This window comes from Mesorhizobium sp. M0145 (assembly GCF_040322355.1).
Classification (GTDB): Bacteria; Pseudomonadota; Alphaproteobacteria; order Rhizobiales; family Rhizobiaceae; genus Mesorhizobium.
In genome coordinates this window covers 63,207-81,704 of the sequence record NZ_JAMYTK010000007.1, presented here as the reverse complement: position 1 = coordinate 81,704, position 18,498 = coordinate 63,207, and the positions used below count along the sequence as shown (strand labels likewise).

Below are 18,498 nucleotides of genomic sequence, written 5' to 3'. Positions count from 1 at the left end.
AACGCGACGCGCTTTAGTCCAAGGCTGCTTCGGCTTGAGCGGGCGTATCGCGTCCCTCTGGTGGTGCCGATGACCGCTCGCGCATATGCCTGACGGTCTGGAGGACACGATCGGCAAGAGATGCAAGCGCACCCTGTGCCGTGCGCGTCCCGATGACGGATTCCAGCGTAACCGACTGCGTTGAGAATTTGTGTTTGAACGACTCTGCGCCACAGAGGAAATCGACCATGCTCAAGCCGTGATCGATCGACCACTGCACGTAATCCATCAACAGGATCACACCTGGCGACGCCCGGCCGAAATCCGGATCGAACGTCGTCACGAAGGCCATCATCATGTCGTGCTGGACGAAGTTGATCGACACCGCGACCATCACGCCATTGCATTCGAGGACGAAGATATGCAGCACGCCGGCGCGCGCCAACGCATCGACGAGCGCGGCGAGTACCGGCACGCCCTCTTCGAAGAGGTCTGATTCACGCATGCGCTCGGTCAGCCATTTCCGCTTCAAGGCCGCGAGGCGCTCCAGTACCGGTTGCAGCGGCTCGTCGGGCGCAAGCAGGCGAAATCTCACCTCTCCGGTTTCTTCCAGCGCCTTGATGCCGCGCCGATAGTTCTGGCGCGTCTTTTTCGACTGGTCCGCCAACCATGCCGCTCCGCTTTCCCATTGTCCGGCAACGCGATAGCTGACTTCCGTTCGGTGAAAGTGACGAAGCCTGATGCCGTCGGAAGCTCCCGGCGTGAAAATTTTGCGGGCCGCCGCATCCGGCGAGAGACGACTGATCAAGGCAAGATCGAAGCCACCTGCATCGCAGAGTTGGGTCCATAGCTCCTGCAGCGCCGATAACGAGCATTCCGGAGCGACGAGAATATCCCCATAGTCGGTATAGCTGCCGGCCGCCCATTCGAGAAACCGCAGCCCCCTGCGCCTGCCGATCGCCAGCGGAACGACAGCAACGAGTCTCTCGCCCTTCCAGACCAGGCCGATCCGCAACGCGCGCTGGTCACGGCGTTGTACGGTACTCCACCATGCCGAAATCCAGGCATGGCTTTGAAAGATCAGCCCGTCGGTACGATGCCAAAGCTCCATCCAAGCGGCTTCGATCGCAGCCAGGCGATCCGCCGAACGGACGATTTCCAGGCGCTCCGCGCCTAGGACGTCGATGGAAACAGCGGTGTTCATGAAGGAGAACTGTCCTGTGGCTGCGCGACCACATTGGGCCGTCTGTGAAACAGTCGCATGACATGCCTTGCCATCTTCTTGAGCGGCAGGATGTAGAGCCCAAAGAGCGACTGGTAATCGCGCACATCGCGATCGACCAGGCCAAATTTCAGGTCTTCATCCGGCTCCGGGACAAATTGCGTTCCGAACAGACGATCCCAGAACGAAAAAAGCAGGCCGAAATTCTTATCGTAGTGACGCGGGTCGATGCTGTGATGCACCTGGTGCCAGTGCGGACACAGGATGATGTTGTTCAACGGGCCGAACGATATCTTGAGATGCGTATGGCGAACAAAGTCCATCATCAGGATGTTGCGGATGACGTAGACGTTGATGCCGAAGATAGCGACCTCTACCGGATCGAGTGCGATCAGGCTCCAGACACCGAAGCAGATGCCCGGGATGACGCCATCCCACATACGGTTCATCAGATCGTCCAGCGGATGAACCCGGTCCTTGGTGATCCCCACCATCACTTCGGCCGAATGATGTACCTTGTGCAATTCCCACAGGAACGGGAAACGGTGCTGGGCGACGTGGTAGAGGTAGTATGAAATATCATAGGCGACCAGCATGGTTGCGGTGAAGATGACGATCGTCACCGGTCCCGCCGGGCCGCCGAGAAGCGGCGCGTGGATGTTAAGGAGCCAGCCAATTGCCTCACGTGTGCCATAGCCCACCGCGACGACGAAGGTGACGCCGGCAGGAATAAGCAGGAAAGGCATCATCGCCCGTTTCGTGATCCAGAACAGGGCGTCGGCTCGCGCCGACGGGTGCAGGATGACTTCCTGTGGGAAGGCGAAGTCGAAAAAGTCCCTGAGGGACTTATGTTCGGCAGTTCGCCAGTAGGCGATCACCGCGCTGCCCAGTGCGGTGAGGAGAAGCAGGCCGAGCGTGGTCAGATTGACGTTCGAAAGCTTTTCCACAATCGCTCTGGCAAATTCGGAAAACATTGATGCAGCGGCTCCTGGTCGTAAGTCGTAAGAAGGCGATCTGGCGAATAGCAAAGCACAAAATTCCCGCCAAACTCGCTACGCCGCCTGCAACCAGTGGCTGTTGCGGGCGCAGCGGGCAAAGCAGGCTGGATGGTGCGAGACTAGCAGATCAACGGTAACGAAACCGCTAAATGTCCAAACGTAATTAATGTCGAATACGGCTGGAACTCGCCCGGCAACTCTACGTTGGCACCGGTTTTTGCTGTTGCGGCGGGTGAATTGGGGCAAGATGGATATCGATCCCGGCTTCGCCCACTTCACCGTGCCAGGCGAGGCGTTCGGCTTGCTGCCTGGTGCCAAAACGCAGTGAAACCCAACCGCCTTGGCCCGGCATGTCACCGCCGGCGCCGATATCGAGCGCAGCATCAGGAAAGCGGATGGCCAACAGTACCTCGTCGCCGCGCAATACCGTGACCGTATCTTCGTGCCGGTCGGCATGGAGGCCGGCGGCCAGTTGGAAGACGATCTCGGACTGGCGCCTGCCGCCGAGCAGTTGGTCGGTGATGAGGATGCCATCGGCCTGGCGCGCCAAAGTGCGCTGATGCACGACGCCGAGGCGGCTTCTATAGCCGTCATGCCGGGCGCTCAGCCTCCAGTGCGGTCCCGGCTCGCTCTCCACCAGCGCTGCGACTGCCTTGTGCGACCAGTTGAAATTTCCAGCGATGGTGCTTTGGCTCTTGCCCTCGATGTTGAGCGTGTTGTGCGCCGGTGTGGAGCGGAACCAGTCGCGCCATGCGCCTCCCGAACCGTAGAGCCAGGTGCCGGGATCGACCAGCACCGGCTCATCGTCGATGCACAGGGTGAGCGACAGCGCGTCGGCATGGCCGTGCGCCGCTATCGAGAGATAGCCGAGCGGTCCATGGTCGAACGTCAGTTCGACATTGCGGCCATTCATTGCTCCGCGCCAGACGGAGAGCCCGCCTTGCGTGAATGTCTGCAAGCCATGCACCGCGGGCGCCGGGCCTGACGGCGCACCAAAGAAAAGCGAACGAAAATCGTCAGGCTCCGGCGCGTTGCCCGGCGTCCCCAGTAAGCCGTGGATGGCGGCCGCGACGGATCGGATATAGTTCGGCTCGTCGCCCAGCTTCAGCACATGGCCCTCATCGTCGTCGCCGAAGCGGGCGGCTTTCTGTGGCAGCCAGCCGACGAAATTGGCGAAGGCGCCCAGACGCGCTTCGACGGCCGAGGGAAACGGCGTTCCCGCCTGGCGTGCCGCGGCGGCGCACAGCAAGATGAGTTCGGCGCTGAAGGCTGCATAGGTCGGCGTTTGCTCGGCACCGGCGCCGTCGGCAAGAATCTGCTTGTGCGTCTCATTTAAGAGGGCGCTGCGGGCAATTTCGGATTCGGCCCCGAGCGCCAGGCCAACCAGATATTCGCCAGCCAACTCTGCGACGAGATGGTTGTTGGCGGAGGAATATCGCGACGGAAACCGCGGCAGCCAATAGGCGCTTGCCGCGAGTATCTCACCAGCTTTCCGCAGCGTCGCCGGGTCAAGCCGGTCACCGATAAGGTCCAGGGTGACGATCAGGCTGATGGCTCGCAGCGCTACTTCGATGCCGGAAGCCCAGCCAATGCCTCGGAACGGCGGATTGGCGGAATGCCAACTGCCGATTGCCGCCTCAATGGCACTCCGGGATCGATTGTCCTCGCTGAGGAGCAGGTGTGCAGCCAGTACTGGCAATTGCTGCAGCCGGTTGACCTCCCAGACATATTTTATATCGCCAAGGTCGCCGCCATCGCGAAAATCGATATCGAACGTATGAGCCTCGGCGCCAGGCCAAAGCCTGCCGGTTACCGGATCAAGACGCCAAAGCTCAGCAGGAAACAAAAGATCGGGCTCACGCTTTGGCCATGTCCGCCCGAGTGCCGAAAACCGGCCATGCAGCATCTCTTGCGCGGCCGCCGCTATGGACTGCCGTTGAGCGTCGGTCGCTGCCAGCGCAGCATGGCGAAATCCAGGCAGCACTGGGTGCAACTGCGGCGATGGATAGCGCTCCCACCCATCATCGCGGCGGCGCGACGCGATCCTTCGACGTTGCTCGCCCAGCCGGTGCAACACCTCGGCCGGTCCCATGCTGCGCAATCGGTTGATGTACCAGCCGATTCTCATGCACGCCCCGTCAACGTTTCGGTCCTTGTATACCATGCCGTCGAAAAGCTGCGGGCCGGCAATCTTCTTTCCCGTTCGTTGCGGTTAATATCTCCCGCGAGCATGCGGAGGGAGCGATGCGAAAAGCGGTGTATGTTGTTGCCTGGGTGCTCGTCTTGCTTGTGGCGGCCGAGGCAGAGCCCGTCCCTCTCAAGCGCGGCGTTGGCGTGCATCAGTGGCTCAACTGGTCGCCGGTGGAGAAAGACGGAACCTACGTTTGGCCGCCCTATCGCAGCGAAAAGGAGTGGCTTGCGGAAAGCAGGCCGCTCACTGACCGGCCGGCCGGGGAGGTGTTTGCCCACATCCGATCGATGGGCTTCGACTTCGTCCGGCTGAGCGTCGATCCCGGCCCGCTGCTTGCCAGCGGGGACGCCAAGCGGCAGCAGGCGCTGGACATACTTGCCGCCGCCGTCGAGCGGATCACGTCGACCGGCCTCAAGGTGGTTTTCGACCTGCATGGCGTCACTCAGATTCCCGACTACAGCATGGAGATGATCTATGGCGGCGCCGACAGCGAGGGCGTTGCCCGCTATCGTCAAATGGTTGTGGCGGTCGCCGCCACGCTGGTCAAGATAGGCACCGACAAAGTCGCCCTCGAACCTTACAACGAGCCCGCGTACTACCCTTGCGATGCGAGCGGCAGCGATCACTGGCAGCGGATCATGGCAGGGACCGTCCACGACATTCGAGCGGTCAGCAGCGAACTTACCATCGTTGCAACCGGCGCCTGCGGCGGCAGCATTGCCGGATTGGTCAACCTCAGCCCCAGCTTTGATGACCCAAACCTCTATTACAGCTTCCATATGTATGAGCCGCACAGCTTCACCCACCAGCGGCCCGATGACACGATCAGCTTTGCTTCGGGACTTCCCTGGCCGGCCGACAGCAGTACACCCGAAGTGGTGACCGAAACCCTTAGAGCACGGATGGAAGCTGCCGGCTTGAGCAGGGTCGAGCAGGTCATGAACATGGCCACCGCGCGCCAAGCAATCGCGAACTATTTCGAGCAGAACTGGGGCCAGAGCCAACTGGAGGCGAGCTTTCGCCAGGCTGTCGACTGGGCTGAAGGCCATGGCATTCCCAGCCGGCGGCTCTTCATGGGCGAATTCGGCGCTATCCTCATGTCCGCGGACGGCCGCATGGGCGCCTTTGAGGCCGACCGTTCGCGCTATCTCAAGGCAGTGCGCCGAGAGGCCGAACGCTTCGCTATCCCATGGTCTGTCTGGGAATTCTCCAATCCCTATGGGATGAGCCTCATCCCGCCCGATGGTCCCCCGGTTCCCGACCCGGAGATGCTGCAGGCATTGGGCCTGCCATAGGTGCCGTCACTCGCCCTCACCAGCGAACAACCGGTGGCAACCCCTGACCGCCAGGCTCGATCGAGGAACGGCCCGTGGCAGCTTTCTCCCGGTTGGGTTGTATTGGCACGAAGTGTTTAACACATTTGTTGTACTGAATTGAGGAATGCGCGCGCCTAGGGGGAACAATGTGTGGAATTGCCGGATGGATCGGTCGAAGGGCTAAAAATCCACAAGAGCGGGCCGCCAGAATGTCAAACGCATTGCGGCATCGCGGTCCCGATGCCGAAGGCACCGAGATATTGGACCTGAATACCGGCGAGCAACAATTGGCATTGGTCCATCGCCGCCTGGCGATCATTGACTTGGCGCCTGAGTCAAATCAGCCGATGCAGATTGAGGACGGCCGTCTCAAAATAATTTTCAACGGAGAGATATATAACTACATCGAGTTGCGCCAGGAACTGATCGGCCTTGGCCATCATTTTCGAACGCGCTCCGATACCGAGGTGCTGCTCCGAGCCTACGATCAATGGCGCTTGTCCATGTTCGACCGGCTGAGCGGCATGTTCGCCTTTGCACTCTGGGATGCTCAGAGGCAGGAATTGATCCTCGGCCGGGATCCCTTCGGGGAAAAGCCGCTTTACCTCATGCAAAGCGAAAGATTGCTGCTGTTTGCCTCGGAGATCAACGCATTGTTGTCGGCGCAGCAAGATGCGCAGCAACTCGATCTGGATGCGGTGGACGAGTATCTGAACTGGCGTTATGTGCCGGGACCACGCACGCTTTTTAAACAGATCCGCAAGCTCAATCCCGGAAGCTATGCTGTCTGGTCGCAAGGGGTGGTCAAGGAAACGCGCTACTATACGCCTCCGGATCAGGCGGCCCTGACCGAGCGGATCGACGGAAAAACCGCCAAGAAGCGATTTCTGGAACTGCTCGACCATTCCGTCGAGATCAGGATGCGCAGCGATGCACCTTTTGGGGCCTTTCTCTCCGGAGGACTCGACTCCTCGGCTATCGTCGCCCTGATGGCCAGGCATAGCGCCACGCCCATTCGCACGTTTTCCGTCGGGTTCGACGACGCAGCCTATAGCGAACTTGGATTCGCCCGGCGCGTTGCCGATCATTTCAAGACCGATCATTGCGAACTTGTCATTCAGCCAGGCGATCTGATGGATCACCTGCCCGCGATGGTTCGCCAACGCGGGGGACCTGTTTCGCAAAGCAGCGATATTCCAATTTACCTGATGTCGGAGCGCGCCTCGCAGGACGTCAAGATGGTGCTCACCGGAGAAGGAGCCGACGAGATTCTCGGCGGCTATCCCAAGCATCGCGCGGAATCACTGGCCGGGATCTACCAGTCGCTTGTTCCAGCCTCGCTGCACGATAACGTCCTTTCCCCTTTGGTACGCGCCATGCCGGGCGCGTCGGCCAAGGTCGATACGTTTGCCCGCACCGCCGGCGAAAGGGACTTTGCCGCCCGGATGGTCTCCTGGTTTGGAGCCGTTTCGGCGCAGCAGCGCGCTTGCCTGATCGGCGCGTCCGCAAATCGCCGTTATGAGCGCAACGACTTTCCGTTCTCGTCAAGCGCTGCGGCTTCCCATCTTCGCCGCGTGCTGTTTTTCGATCAGACATCGTGGCTGCCTGACAATCTACTGGAACGAGGCGACCACATGATGATGGCCGGTTCAATCGAAGGAAGAATGCCGTTCCTCGATCGAGACCTGGTTTCATTCGTCAGCAAATTGCCCGATCGCTACAGGCTGGGTTGGTTGCACAGCAAGCAGATCCTGCGCGACAGCATGGCCAATATCCTCCCAGAGGAAATTCTCAGCCGCCGCAAGGTCGGGTTCAAGGTACCGGTCGCCGAATGGTTTCGCGGATCGATGAGGAACTACGTGCATGACCATCTTTGCTCGCCTCACTCCGTCATTCGCAGCTATCTGAGTCCGAAACAGCTAAATCAAATCGTCTCGGAACACACCACGCGTGCTGCAGATCACGAAAAGCTGATATGGGCGCTGTTGAATTTGGAGATATTCCACCGCGAATTCAGGCTTGAAGCGCCGCCGTCATCATCGGCGTCAGCGCTTGACCGGTTGACGGCTTGACGCCGCCGACCGCCAGACATCGCAGATTGCGCCGACAAACGGGGCGAGCTCAAGCCGTTCCCGATGCACGGCCATGGCACCGGCACCAAGCTTTGCCCGCAGTGCCGGGTTCTCCACGAGGCGGCTCAGCGCCTCGGTCAACGCTGTAACATCGCCTGGCGGCACCAGCAGCCCGGATTGCCCGTCGGTGATTATGTCTTCGACGGCGCCAACCGGGGTCGCCACCACCGCCAAACCGGCTGCCATGCCTTCGATCACCGACATCGGCAGATTTTCGGCGAAGGATGGAAGAACCAGAATATCGGCCGAAGAAATCAGCGATGCGACATCGTCCGGTCCCACCCAACCCGGAAAGGCGATCCGGTCTGCAATCCCCAGCGCGGCCGATTTTGCCCGTGCCGCCTCGACTTCGCCATCGCCGGCAATCGTGGCGCGCCAATTCTTGACAGGGCTCATGCGGTGCAGTGCCTCGAGCAATTGCGGTACGCCCTTGCGGTCGCCGATGCGGCCCAGGAACAGGATATGCACATGGTCGCCGCCGCCGACATGCGCCAGCGACGGGACTTCGGTCGCATTGGGCACGATCACGATATTGCCGGCTGCGCCCGGCGCCCGGCTGGCGACGAAATCGCGCCAAAGCCTGCCCAAAACGATCACCCGATCGGCATGCTCGAACAGAGCTTTGATAAGGCGGCTTATGAAACCGCGGTCGGCTTTCCAGAATGTCTGATACTGCGCCCCGTGCAAATGCAGGACATAGGGTATCGACAGCAGCCGTGCGCAGGCGGCGATCACCATCTTGCGGTAGGTGCTGCCGGAAACTGAGATGTTGATATGAATGACATCGGCGCGTCCAGCCAGACGCGCTTTAAGCATCCGTAAGCAAAAACCGAGCATATAGAAGATCGAAAGTCCGACATGCCCCGGGCCACGACTGGCAAGGAAGCACACATCGATGTCGGCGATTTCTTGCCGTTCGAACTCCTGCTTCAGCGCCCCCATGATGCGGTCGATGCCGCCCTGCCCCGAAACGCCCGAGGGCGTCGCGACCAGGACATGTATTTTTCGATCGGATATGAGGCGCTGCAACATGATGGTACTCTAAATAACACAGACCGGGTAACTGCAAAGCAAACGTTCCCGATAAGGTTTACGGCAAATCTTTTAGTTCAAACTGAATCTGTTCACCCTTCGGCGTCATCGGGCTGGATTTTCCGCCAGTCGGCGGCTAGTCGAAGGTGAGTTTTCCAGGGACACGCCCTTGCTGCTCCGTTCCACGCTCATTTATGCTCCGGCGATCCTGCTGACGCGAATTTCGGCGCTGCTCCTGCTGGTCGTCGTGACGCGTTTGATCGACCAGACCGAGTATGGCCTGCTCACCCTGGTGGTGACCGTCGGCGAAATGACCGACATTGCCGTCACCAACTGGCTGCGCATCGCCTTGCTCAGGCTTGGCGGCAAGGGCGAAGTCAGCCGCGGCAGCCTGATGCTGGCCGGGCAGGTGTTGCTTGCCACCACGGCACTGGCGCTGGTCATATCGGTAGGCGCGTCGGCGGTGATCGTGCCTGAACGCTGGGTCGAGTTCGCGATCGCAGTCTGCGGCTATCTGGTCGCCGGGTCCATCAGCCGCTTCGCGTTGACGGTGCTGCAGATGCAGCAGCGCCATTCGGTCTATTCGATGCTCGAAGCCCTGCGTGCCCTGCTGCAACTCGCGCTGCCGATCGGCGCTATCCTTATCTTCCAGGATAGCTTTCTGACGGTATCGCTCGGCTCGAGCTTCGGCGCCTTGATTGCCGGCATCGTGGCGGGCATCATGGCATCGCGACGGCTCGTTGCCGGTCCGCCGCGCTTCACCCACAGGGACTTCTTTGCGCTCGGTGTGCCGCTGATCATCATGGCGCTGGTAGGCTTCGGGCTCAACAGCGCGGAGCGTCTGTTCCTCAAGATCTATTACGATGCCAGCGCTGTGGCGATCTTCGCCGCAGCCTATGCGCTGGCCCGCCAGCCGATCGACATGGTCGCCAACGCCATCAACATGGGCGCCTTTCCCGAGGTGGTCAGCCGGTTCGACGAGGATGGGCCCGCGGCGTCGGGCCGGCTGCTGTCGCAACTGATGGCGCTGATGATGCGGCTTTGCCTGCCTATTGCAGCGATGCTGGTCGCGCTCAGCAGCGATATCACCGAGCTTATGCTGCCCTCGCAATATCACGGCCGCTTCGGCCTGCTGTTTCCGATCATTGCCTTCAGCGTGCTGTGCGCCAACCTCACCAGCTTCGTCTATGGCGTCGTGGTGCACGCGCACAAGCGGCCGTGGCTGCTGATCATCGCCAATCTCTTCGGCTCGGTGGCAACAATCGCATTGTCCCTGCTGTTGATCCCCCCGATGGCGGAGATCGGCGCCGCTTTGGCGCTGGCGGGCGGCTCGGTGGTGGGCTCCATAACCTGCATCATCATCAGCGAGCGGCTCACACCGGTGCCGGTGCCATGGCGCGACATCGGTGTCTCGGTGGTCATCTCGCTCAGCACGGGGGTGGCCGCCAAGCTTGCCAGCATGGTGCCCGGCGACGTGCCGGCAATCTTCTCGCTTGTCGCCGGCGGCACTGCCGGTGCTGCGGTTTTCTTCGGGCTGACCTCGTTGTTCCACCCTGTGGCAGCGACGCAATTCGTCGCCCAGCTGCGGGCGCGGCTACGGATCGCGTAAAGCGAAGTCCAGGGTCAACGCCTGTTTTGTGGGGGAACGCGAAACTATAAACCGGCGTTTCGGCGCCAGCGACGCTCCCAGAACTCCCGGCACAGCAGTCCCGCATAGGCAGTGTTGGTGTCGTAGTAGCGGCGCCACAAGCGTCGCGGCTCCTGGACGACGCGGAACAGCCACTCCAGGCCGGCCGCTTGTATCAGCTTCGGCGCACGGGCAACCTTGCCCCCATAGACGTCGAAACTGCCGCCCACGCCCATCACGAAGCTTGAGGCGAGTTCATCGCGGTAGCGTTTGAGAAAGCGTTCCTTGCGCGGTGTCGGCATGGCCACCAGCAGGCAGTCGGCGCCCGAGGCGTTGATCGCCGCGACGATCCCGGCCTCGTCCTCCGGCTTGAAATAGCCGTTGCGCATTCCCGCTATGACGAGGCTCGGATGGTCCTTGGCAAGTCTCACTACAACCGCGTCGAGAACGTGCTGTTCGGCCCCCAGCAGATACGGCCTGAATCCACGCTTCGCGCAGAGGCTCAGCAGATTGATCATGATGTCGACGCCCGCCACCCGCTCGGGCAGCGCGACGCCGCACAGACGTGCACCCCAAAGCACGCCGATGCCGTCGACATTGACCACGTCCGCCCCGGCCACGTCCTCGCGCAGCTCGGCATTCTGGCGCATGGTCACCAGCTTGGCGACGTTCACGACCACATGATGCAGCGGCCGCCCCAGGGTCATCGCCTCGTCGGCGATGGCCAGTGTCTCGGCCATGGTCAGCGCATGGATCGGTGCACCAAGGAACTCCCGGCGCCGTGATGCCAACAGGGAATGCTGCGCCCATGCCGGGGCGTGCGCGTTCATGCGGCCTGCTCCCTTGCAAGCGTCACTTGTGCGACCTCTGGTTTCTTGCCTTCGATGCGGGCGTCGGGCTTGCGTGCCTTGCGCCACGTCCACAGACCCCTCGTATCGACGAGCTTCTTGTCCTTGAGCGCTTCGGGGTCGACCAGATTGAACTGCCGATGGTCGACCAGGAGGACGACGATATCGGACTTGTCGATGGCCGAAAGTGCGTCGGTGAACACGATGCCCCTGCCCTCGAGCTCATGCGGCAGCGCATTTGTGTTGGGTTCAGCCGCAATGATCTTCACATTGGGGATATCGGACAGAAGTTTCACCACCTTGACGGCCGGGCTCTCGCGCAAATCGTCGATGTTGGCTTTGAAGCTGAGGCCAAGACAGGCGATCGTCTGTTTGCGGGAGGGGTCGAGCAAGGCCTCGATATCCCTGACCACCGACATCGGCCGTTCGGAATTGATCCGGCGTGCCGAAGCCATCAGCCGCGTGCTGTTGGGTGCGGCGTCGATGATAAAATATGGATCGACCGCAATGCAGTGACCGCCAACGCCCGGGCTCGGCTGGAGGATGTTCACGCGAGGGTGTCGATTGGCGAGATCGATCACTTCCCATACATTGAGCGACAGATCCTGACACACGGCGGCAAGCTCGTTGGCAAAGGCGATGTTGACGTCGCGGAACGCGTTCTCGGTCAGTTTCACCAGCTCAGCACTTTCGGCCGTTGTCATGAACAGGTCGCCGGTGACGAAGGTCGAATAGAGTGCCGCGGTCCGCTCCGACGATTTGCGGGACAATCCGCCGATCGAGCGATCGTTGTTGATCAGCTCGGTCAGCACCTTTCCCGGCAACACACGCTCGGGCGAATAGGCGACCAGCACATCGGCGTCTTCGCCATGCTGGACAGGAAATTTGAGATCAGGCCGCAACTCGGCAAGCAGCCCGGTCATGATACGCGTGGTTCCAACCGGCGATGTCGATTCCAATACCACAAGGTCTCCCCGCTTCAGCACGGGGGCGATGCTTCGTGCCGCCGCGAGCACGTAGGTCACGTCCGGCTTATGATCGTGGGTCATCGGGGTCGGCACGGCGATGATATAGGCGTCCGCCGGCTGCGGCGTGCTGTAGGCCATGAGCTTGCCGTTCGCCACGACCTTCTGGATTAGACCGTCAAGGTCCGGCTCGACGATGTGGATTTCGCCGCGGTTGACCTTCTCGACCACCGCTCCGTTGACATCGACGCCAATGACGTTGAGCCCGCGGCTGGCGAAAATGGCGCAGGTCGGCAGGCCGATATAGCCCATGCCGATTACGGAAACGGTTTTGATTTCAGCCATGATGCAGCAGTTCCTCAACAATCCGGTTACTGGCCCGGCCATCGCCATATGGGTTGTGTCGTTCCGCCATGCCGCGATAGGCAGCCTGATCGTCGAGCAGGCGATTGGCGTTGAACAGGATTTTCTCGACATCGGTGCCGACAAGACGGGCGGTGCCGGCCACGATCCCCTCCGGTCGCTCGGTATTTTCGCGCATCACCAGCACCGGCTTGCCGAGCGAAGGCGCTTCTTCCTGCACGCCGCCGCTATCAGTAAGCACCAGATAGCTCTGCTTCTGCAGGTACAGGAACGGCAGATAGTCCTGCGGCTCGACCAGATGGATGTTCGGCACGCCTTCCAGCTCTGCGTTGACCACCGAGCGCACATTGGGGTTTGGATGGACAGGGTAGACGATCTGCACGTCTCCGCGCGCCGCCAATCCCTTCAACGCCGTACAGATGCGCTGGATGCCGCCGTCGAAATTCTCGCGGCGATGTCCGGTGACGAGGATCATCTTCTTGGAAGGGTCGAGGAAGGGGAAGCTGGCAGCGAGCTTCGCGTTCATCAGCCTGTCGGCATCGATCGCGCTTGAAAAATGCAACAGCGTGTCGATCACCGTGTTGCCGGTCACGAAGATGGTGCTTTCGGCCTTTCCTTCGGCGATGAGGTTGTCGCGCGCCTGAACGGTCGGCGCAAAATGCCAGGTGGCGATGTCGCCGGCAATCTTGCGATTCAGTTCTTCAGGAAACGGCGAGTTGATGTTGTGGCTGCGCAATCCTGCTTCGACATGAGCGACCGGGATGCGTTTGTAGAAGGCAGCCAGAGCCGCGGCCATCGCCGTGGTGGTGTCGCCCTGTACCATGACGATATCGGGCTGCGACTTTTCCAGCACCTCGGCCATGCCCAGGAGCACGCGCGAGGTCACGTCGAACAGCGACTGGCCGGGTTGCATGATGTTGAGATCGTGATGCACCGGCAGGCCGGTCAGCTCGACAACCTGGTCGACCATTTCACGATGCTGGGCGGTGATGCATATTTCGGTGATGAAGCCTGGATGAGCAAGGGCGGCACGCGCCACTGGAAAGCATTTGAGTGCCTCCGGCCTAGTGCCGAACACGATCAGCAGTTTCTGCCTGGATGGCAGTTTTGGACGTGAAAGGACGTTCATCGCTGATCCTGGTCGCCTGCAGCCTTCGGGACATGCCGACTATTGCCCGCAAGAGCCATAATAGCGCCGGAAAGCGCCTTCGTGATCTCAATTCTTAATATATGATTAACAACCAAGGCCGCGTTCTCCCGGTTTAACTCTTGTGAAAGGTTGGGCTGACAAGTAGTCTATGACAGTAGTCTTGAAAAAGAATATATTGGATTGACTAATATTTTAATCATCGGCCACGCCGACACATCCCGGCGCTGGGAAAATGAGCTTCTGGCGCGGTTGAGTGCAGCTGGACATGCGGTTTCGAGTTGCCGCGCGCCGACGCCTGAACCCAATGCGCGCACGATGGATAACGTGCTGGCGCTCGAGGGCCGGCGCTTCGGCCCCTCACTGGCAAGCCGTTCCCGGCCGTTGCCGTCCGGCGACACCGGCCCAGTCGATCTTATGGTCGATCTCACCGCTACCGCCGCACGACGGGGCACGCCTGTCCTGACGCTCGAATTTTGCGGCCAAAGCAGCTTTGCCGCGGGCATGACCGAGATGCTGGCGAGCGGGCGGCTGCCCGAACTCACCGCTCGGCTCGACGGCGTTGCCGTCGCCAGAGCGCGGCCGATGATCAGCGACAGGTTGTGGCTGTCTCGAACCAGCAACGACCTGCTCGCCGGCGCCATCTCCCTGATTGCCCAATGTGTCGCCCGCTTTTCCGCGGGCAAACTTGCGCCGATTGCCGAGAGCCCGGCGCCGCCCCTGCAGAAAGGCGGATTTATCGGGCACTATCTGCCCTTTTTCGGCAGGGGGTTGGTCGACCGCGCCGTGCAAAAACTGCGACGTGGTCGGCGCCCCTTCTATTGGCAGGTTGCTTATCGGCTGATCGACGGTCCAGGCGTCGCCGAAACCGGACAGCTGGATGGTAAGCCGTTCACCGTGCTTGCCGATGACGGGCAGCGCTTCTACGCCGATCCGTTCGTTCTCGAGCGCGACGGCCGTCATTTTCTGTTTGTCGAGGAGTTTCCCTACTCCACCGGCCGCGGGGTGATTTCTGTCGCTGAACTTGGCACCGACGGCACTTTCGGCGTGCCGAAAGTGGTGCTGGAGGAAGCGCATCACCTGTCATATCCGCAGGTGTTTGCTCACTCCGGCGAGATTTTCATGATCCCTGAAAGCGCTACGGCGCGAGAACTGGTGCTCTACCGTGCCGAGCAGTTTCCTGATCGCTGGGTACGCGATACGGTGCTGATGACGGACAGGGATTTCAACGACGCCACGCTGCTCGAATCCGACGGTCGCTTCTGGCTGTTGGGGACTGAGCGGTTCGGTCACGGCAGCGCGTCCGACACGATGGCCGTCTATTCCGCCCCGGCGCTGCGTGGGCCGTGGGCTGCGCACGCGCTCAATCCCGTCGCAGTCGACCACTCCGCCACTCGGCCGGGCGGCGCCTTTATCCGCCAGGGCGACGCTTTGCTGCTGCCGGTGCAAAACGGGTCTAGAGCCTATGGCGGCGGCCTGGGATTGATGCGGCTGGATCGGCTTGATGATTTCGACGTCCGTTTTGAACTGCCCCGCTCAATCGATCCCGGGCCGGCATGGGCTCGGTCCGGCATTCACACGCTCAATCGCGCGGGCGGTGTCGAGGTCGTGGACAGCGCCGGCTGACCGGATCCGAGGTCCGTGCTTAACGAGATCCAGCCGGGTTTGGGCTGGATGCAGCGGCCGAAGGCATGCTCTCGAGCGAGCCTCCATGGGGCTGCTTCCTGTAGGCAAGCAGCAACACCACGATGATCGTCATGTCCGGCGTTTTTGACGAAAGCGCGTTGTTTGACAGCGCGGCAAGCAAGAACGTTATGGTGCCGATCCATGCCGGCAGCGGCGCCCCGCGCAGCAGCCGGAAGACGAACCAGAATATCAGCGCTGTAAACAGCAGGGCTATGGGCAGGCCGAAGAGCAAGATAATTACCACCGGCGCGCTTTCGATGTAGGGCAGATGCAGCTTCTGCCGGACGATCGCCAGCAGGTCGTCAACGTTCATGCCGAACAGGATGTCGTTCCAGCTGACCAGTCCGAACACCTGATAAATGGTCACCCGGGCCATGAAGTTTTCGTCGAAGATGGTGTTGCTGAACCGATTCAGCAGACCGCCCGCAAACAGTACCGCTACGAGCACCGCGCCACCCGTCACGGTGAACATCAGCACGACAAATTTGGCCTGCCGCTCATATTTGAGCGACAGGCCCGGCCAAGGCACGAACAGCAGCAGAATGAGGATTTCGCCGGTGGCGAGCATCAGCGCGGCGCGAGCGCCCGATGCAGCGCAACCGATGAACAACAGGAAGATCGCCATCACCCGCGCCCATATGCGCCAGTGCGTCAGCGGCACGAATCCGATGGTTGTGGCGCAGAGCGCGCCCAGTGCCAGCGGATGGGCCGACAGGCCAGTTGGCCTGAATTGCAGTTCGTTCAACCCATAGGGCAACAGCCGATGTTGACTCACCGCCTCGATGGTGCCGATGACAGCGCTCAGGATCGCCATTCCAAGCACGACGTCCCCCAGCGCCCGCCGCACCTCTGCATTCAATGCCAGCATCAACAGGCCTGTGGCGCCGGCCACCAGATAGGTATCGATGATGAACCCGGAGGAGCCCGCACGGCCGGTAACGAACAGATAGGGCACCAGCGCGAACATCAGCACCGAATAGCGGATCAACGCCTTGAATATTCCAATTTCGTCGCCGTGCAGCAGAAACGGCCGGCTGAAAAGAACGATAGGAAGCAGCAGGATGATCGCATAGGTGCCGAAATGCAGCTTCTCGTAGAACGAGCCTCCCTGGGCCGTATAGTCGACGACCATGTTCATCACCTGCGGTGATACCGTAAAGCGAAGCAGGAGCGCGAACGCTGCGCATAGGAAAAACAGCAGCGACAGCGCGTTCTGACGGCGCGCTCGGCTGGACGATAATCGTTCCGAAGCGGCAGCGGGATAGCTCATGGCCCATCCAAATGGCGATATTCGAACGGCATTCTGGGCAACGAAATCCCTTCAACGTCCGCCGGACGGACAGCGTGAGCGGTAAAATGGGCCAACTTGGAAAATAAGATGTTAACGATGTTTCTGTAGAGCAGGCCAAGCGTAATGATTTAACAAGGGTTGTCACCATGTCTGCCGGTTCCGGCACACCCCCTATCTCCGCGACGGCTTCCAATAACAGTGCATTCGAGCGTATCGCCAATGCACGGCGCAGGGCATTGCTGCAACAGCATGGCCCAGTCGCGGCGCTAAGCTCCGCGCCGGTGACGCCGCAACCTCCAGAGCCTGTCGCAACGGTGACCCTGGACAAGATCGGCGATTTCCTCGAGCTCGATTTTCGACGCCTGTTCGTCTGGCTGCGGGCCGGCCTCGCCCTGGCCTTCATGCTGGCGGTAATCGGCGGCATTGTCGGCGGCGCCTATGCATTGCTGAGCAAGCAGCGTTACACCGTCACGACCGAGGTCCTCATCAACCCATCCAATTTGCAGGTTGTGGAAAACGACCTCTACTCGCAACCGGGCCAGGTCGATAGCCAGCTGCTCAGCACGCGCAGCAAGCAGCGCATCCTGACCTCGGGCAACGTGCTTTCCCGTGTGGTGGACGAACTGAATCTGACTCACGATCCGGAGTTTTTCGATCCGGACCGGAGCACATCCTCGTCCGGCGCCGTGGCGAAGCCCGACCCGGGGCTCATCGCCTTGAAGAACCTGGCGGACCGGGTAGACGCCATCGCGGATCCGACCTCGTTTGTCACAACCCTCTCGGTATCTGCGGAAACCACCGCCAAGGCGATCCTGATCTCGCAGGCCATAGTCAAAAACTTCCAGGAAGAACTGGCTAAGGCGGAAGCTGCCGGCGCCAGCCGTGCCGCGGCTGCCCTTGACAGCCGGCTTGGCCAACTCAAGAGCGACGTGCAGGCAGCCGAAGAGAAGGTCGAGAGCTACAGGCGCAGCCACAACCTGTCGTCCAGCAATGGCCAGCTCGTCAGTTCGCAGACGCTGACGCAGCTCAATGGCGAAATCGTCGATGCGCAATCGCGTGTCATCGCCGCGCAGGCAAGCTACGACGCCCTGGTTGCCTCCGGTATCAACGGGGCCAATCCCGACCCCACGGTTTCGGAAGCGCTCGCGGCGCTGCGCGACAGGTCAAACAGCCTGCGGCAGCAGATCGATTCACAGTCGATGACCTTCGGTCCGCGCCACCCGACGATTGTCAGGCTCAGGACGGAACTCGAGACCGTCAACTCGCAACTCCGGGCCGAGTTCTCCCGCACCATCGGCACGGCAAAGGCCAGCCTGGACAAGGCCGGGGCCTCGTTGGCTTCTCTCAACGCCAGGATGAACGATCTGAAGAGCAATGTATTCACCGACAGCGAATCCGAAGTCGCCCTGCGTGAACTTGAACGCGATGCCGCCTCGAAGAGAGCGGTCTATGAGAGCTTCCTGTCACGTGCGCGCCAAATCAGCGAGCGCGAGCAGATCGACACCACAAACGTACAGGTGATTTCGACCGCGGTGCCCCCGCCAGCGCGCTCATGGCCCCCGCGCACTGCCCTGGTGGCAGGCGCAGGAGCGTTCGCAGGCTTTGCCCTGGGCATGCTGCTGGCCATCGGCATGGGCATCATCCGCGACATGCGCCGGCCGCCGAACCGATCAGGCCTTGCCGCCAGCCGAGCCTGAAGCA

General features: G+C 61.0%; 13 protein-coding genes. 5 read left to right on the top strand and 8 right to left on the bottom strand.

Going from position 1 to position 18,498, the window contains the following annotated elements; genetic code table 11:
* Nucleotides 1-13: 13 nt before the first annotated feature.
* The 3 genes from NKJ28_RS13415 to NKJ28_RS13405 all read right to left on the bottom strand — a co-directional run bounded on the left by NKJ28_RS13415 (nucleotide 14) and on the right by NKJ28_RS13405 (nucleotide 4,327).
* Nucleotides 14-1,183 carry a GNAT family N-acetyltransferase gene (locus tag NKJ28_RS13415; RefSeq protein ID WP_352635913.1) on the bottom strand — a complete coding sequence of 390 codons (1,170 nt, stop codon included), beginning with the start codon at nucleotides 1,181-1,183 and terminating at the stop codon, nucleotides 14-16.
* Nucleotides 1,180-2,175 carry a sterol desaturase family protein gene (locus tag NKJ28_RS13410; protein ID WP_023677167.1) on the bottom strand — a complete coding sequence of 332 codons (996 nt, stop codon included), beginning with the start codon at nucleotides 2,173-2,175 and terminating at the stop codon, nucleotides 1,180-1,182. The genes NKJ28_RS13415 and NKJ28_RS13410 overlap by 4 nt, the downstream gene beginning before the upstream one ends.
* Before the next feature lie 223 nt (nucleotides 2,176-2,398).
* Complete coding sequence (locus NKJ28_RS13405) at nucleotides 2,399-4,327, bottom strand: heparinase II/III family protein (protein WP_352635910.1); 1,929 nt, start codon at nucleotides 4,325-4,327, stop codon at nucleotides 2,399-2,401.
* Between the two features lie 116 nt (nucleotides 4,328-4,443).
* Here NKJ28_RS13405 and NKJ28_RS13400 point away from each other — a divergent pair, with 116 nt between their 5' ends.
* Nucleotides 4,444-5,685, top strand: a complete 1,242-nt coding sequence (locus NKJ28_RS13400) for a glycoside hydrolase family 5 protein (protein WP_352569044.1) — start codon at nucleotides 4,444-4,446, stop codon at nucleotides 5,683-5,685.
* A gap of 167 nt (nucleotides 5,686-5,852) precedes the next feature.
* Nucleotides 5,853-7,778: an asparagine synthase (glutamine-hydrolyzing) gene (gene asnB, locus NKJ28_RS13395; protein WP_352635908.1), complete on the top strand. Its 1,926-nt coding sequence runs from the start codon at nucleotides 5,853-5,855 to the stop codon at nucleotides 7,776-7,778.
* On the opposite strand, the gene NKJ28_RS13390 is transcribed toward asnB, so the two are convergent.
* The gene (locus NKJ28_RS13390) at nucleotides 7,752-8,870 is read right to left on the bottom strand and encodes a glycosyltransferase family 4 protein (RefSeq protein ID WP_352635906.1); all 1,119 of its coding nucleotides are present in this window, start codon (nucleotides 8,868-8,870) and stop codon (nucleotides 7,752-7,754) included. The two genes, asnB and NKJ28_RS13390, sit on opposite strands and share 27 nt — an antisense overlap.
* A gap of 169 nt (nucleotides 8,871-9,039) precedes the next feature.
* Here NKJ28_RS13390 and NKJ28_RS13385 point away from each other — a divergent pair, with 169 nt between their 5' ends.
* A complete protein-coding gene (locus NKJ28_RS13385) occupies nucleotides 9,040-10,479 on the top strand; it encodes a lipopolysaccharide biosynthesis protein (protein ID WP_352569041.1) in 1,440 nt (479 codons plus the stop codon).
* 44 nt (nucleotides 10,480-10,523) lie between these two features.
* Here NKJ28_RS13385 and NKJ28_RS13380 read toward each other — a convergent pair whose 3' ends face one another.
* From NKJ28_RS13380 to wecB, 3 genes are read right to left on the bottom strand one after another with little or no spacing between them, the layout of a single operon-like run.
* Complete coding sequence (locus NKJ28_RS13380) at nucleotides 10,524-11,327, bottom strand: WecB/TagA/CpsF family glycosyltransferase (protein WP_031211886.1); 804 nt, start codon at nucleotides 11,325-11,327, stop codon at nucleotides 10,524-10,526.
* Complete coding sequence (gene wecC, locus NKJ28_RS13375; protein WP_352635903.1) at nucleotides 11,324-12,655, bottom strand: UDP-N-acetyl-D-mannosamine dehydrogenase; 1,332 nt, start codon at nucleotides 12,653-12,655, stop codon at nucleotides 11,324-11,326. The genes NKJ28_RS13380 and wecC overlap by 4 nt, the downstream gene beginning before the upstream one ends.
* A complete protein-coding gene (wecB, locus tag NKJ28_RS13370) occupies nucleotides 12,648-13,802 on the bottom strand; it encodes a non-hydrolyzing UDP-N-acetylglucosamine 2-epimerase (RefSeq protein WP_352635901.1) in 1,155 nt (384 codons plus the stop codon). Before wecB ends, wecC begins: the two co-directional genes overlap by 8 nt.
* 201 nt (nucleotides 13,803-14,003) lie before the next feature.
* On the opposite strand from wecB, the gene NKJ28_RS13365 reads away from it, so the two are divergent.
* A complete protein-coding gene (locus tag NKJ28_RS13365) occupies nucleotides 14,004-15,446 on the top strand; it encodes a glucosamine inositolphosphorylceramide transferase family protein (RefSeq protein WP_245274719.1) in 1,443 nt (480 codons plus the stop codon).
* Nucleotides 15,447-15,465: 19 nt separating this feature from the next.
* On the opposite strand, the gene NKJ28_RS13360 is transcribed toward NKJ28_RS13365, so the two are convergent.
* Nucleotides 15,466-16,776 (bottom strand): VpsF family polysaccharide biosynthesis protein, encoded by a 1,311-nt coding sequence (locus tag NKJ28_RS13360; RefSeq protein ID WP_352635899.1) that lies wholly within the window; start codon nucleotides 16,774-16,776, stop codon nucleotides 15,466-15,468.
* Nucleotides 16,777-16,943: 167 nt separating this feature from the next.
* Between NKJ28_RS13360 and NKJ28_RS13355 the strand changes: the two genes are divergently transcribed.
* The gene (locus NKJ28_RS13355; protein ID WP_352635897.1) at nucleotides 16,944-18,494 is read left to right on the top strand and encodes a GumC family protein; all 1,551 of its coding nucleotides are present in this window, start codon (nucleotides 16,944-16,946) and stop codon (nucleotides 18,492-18,494) included.
* Nucleotides 18,495-18,498: the final 4 nt, after the last annotated feature.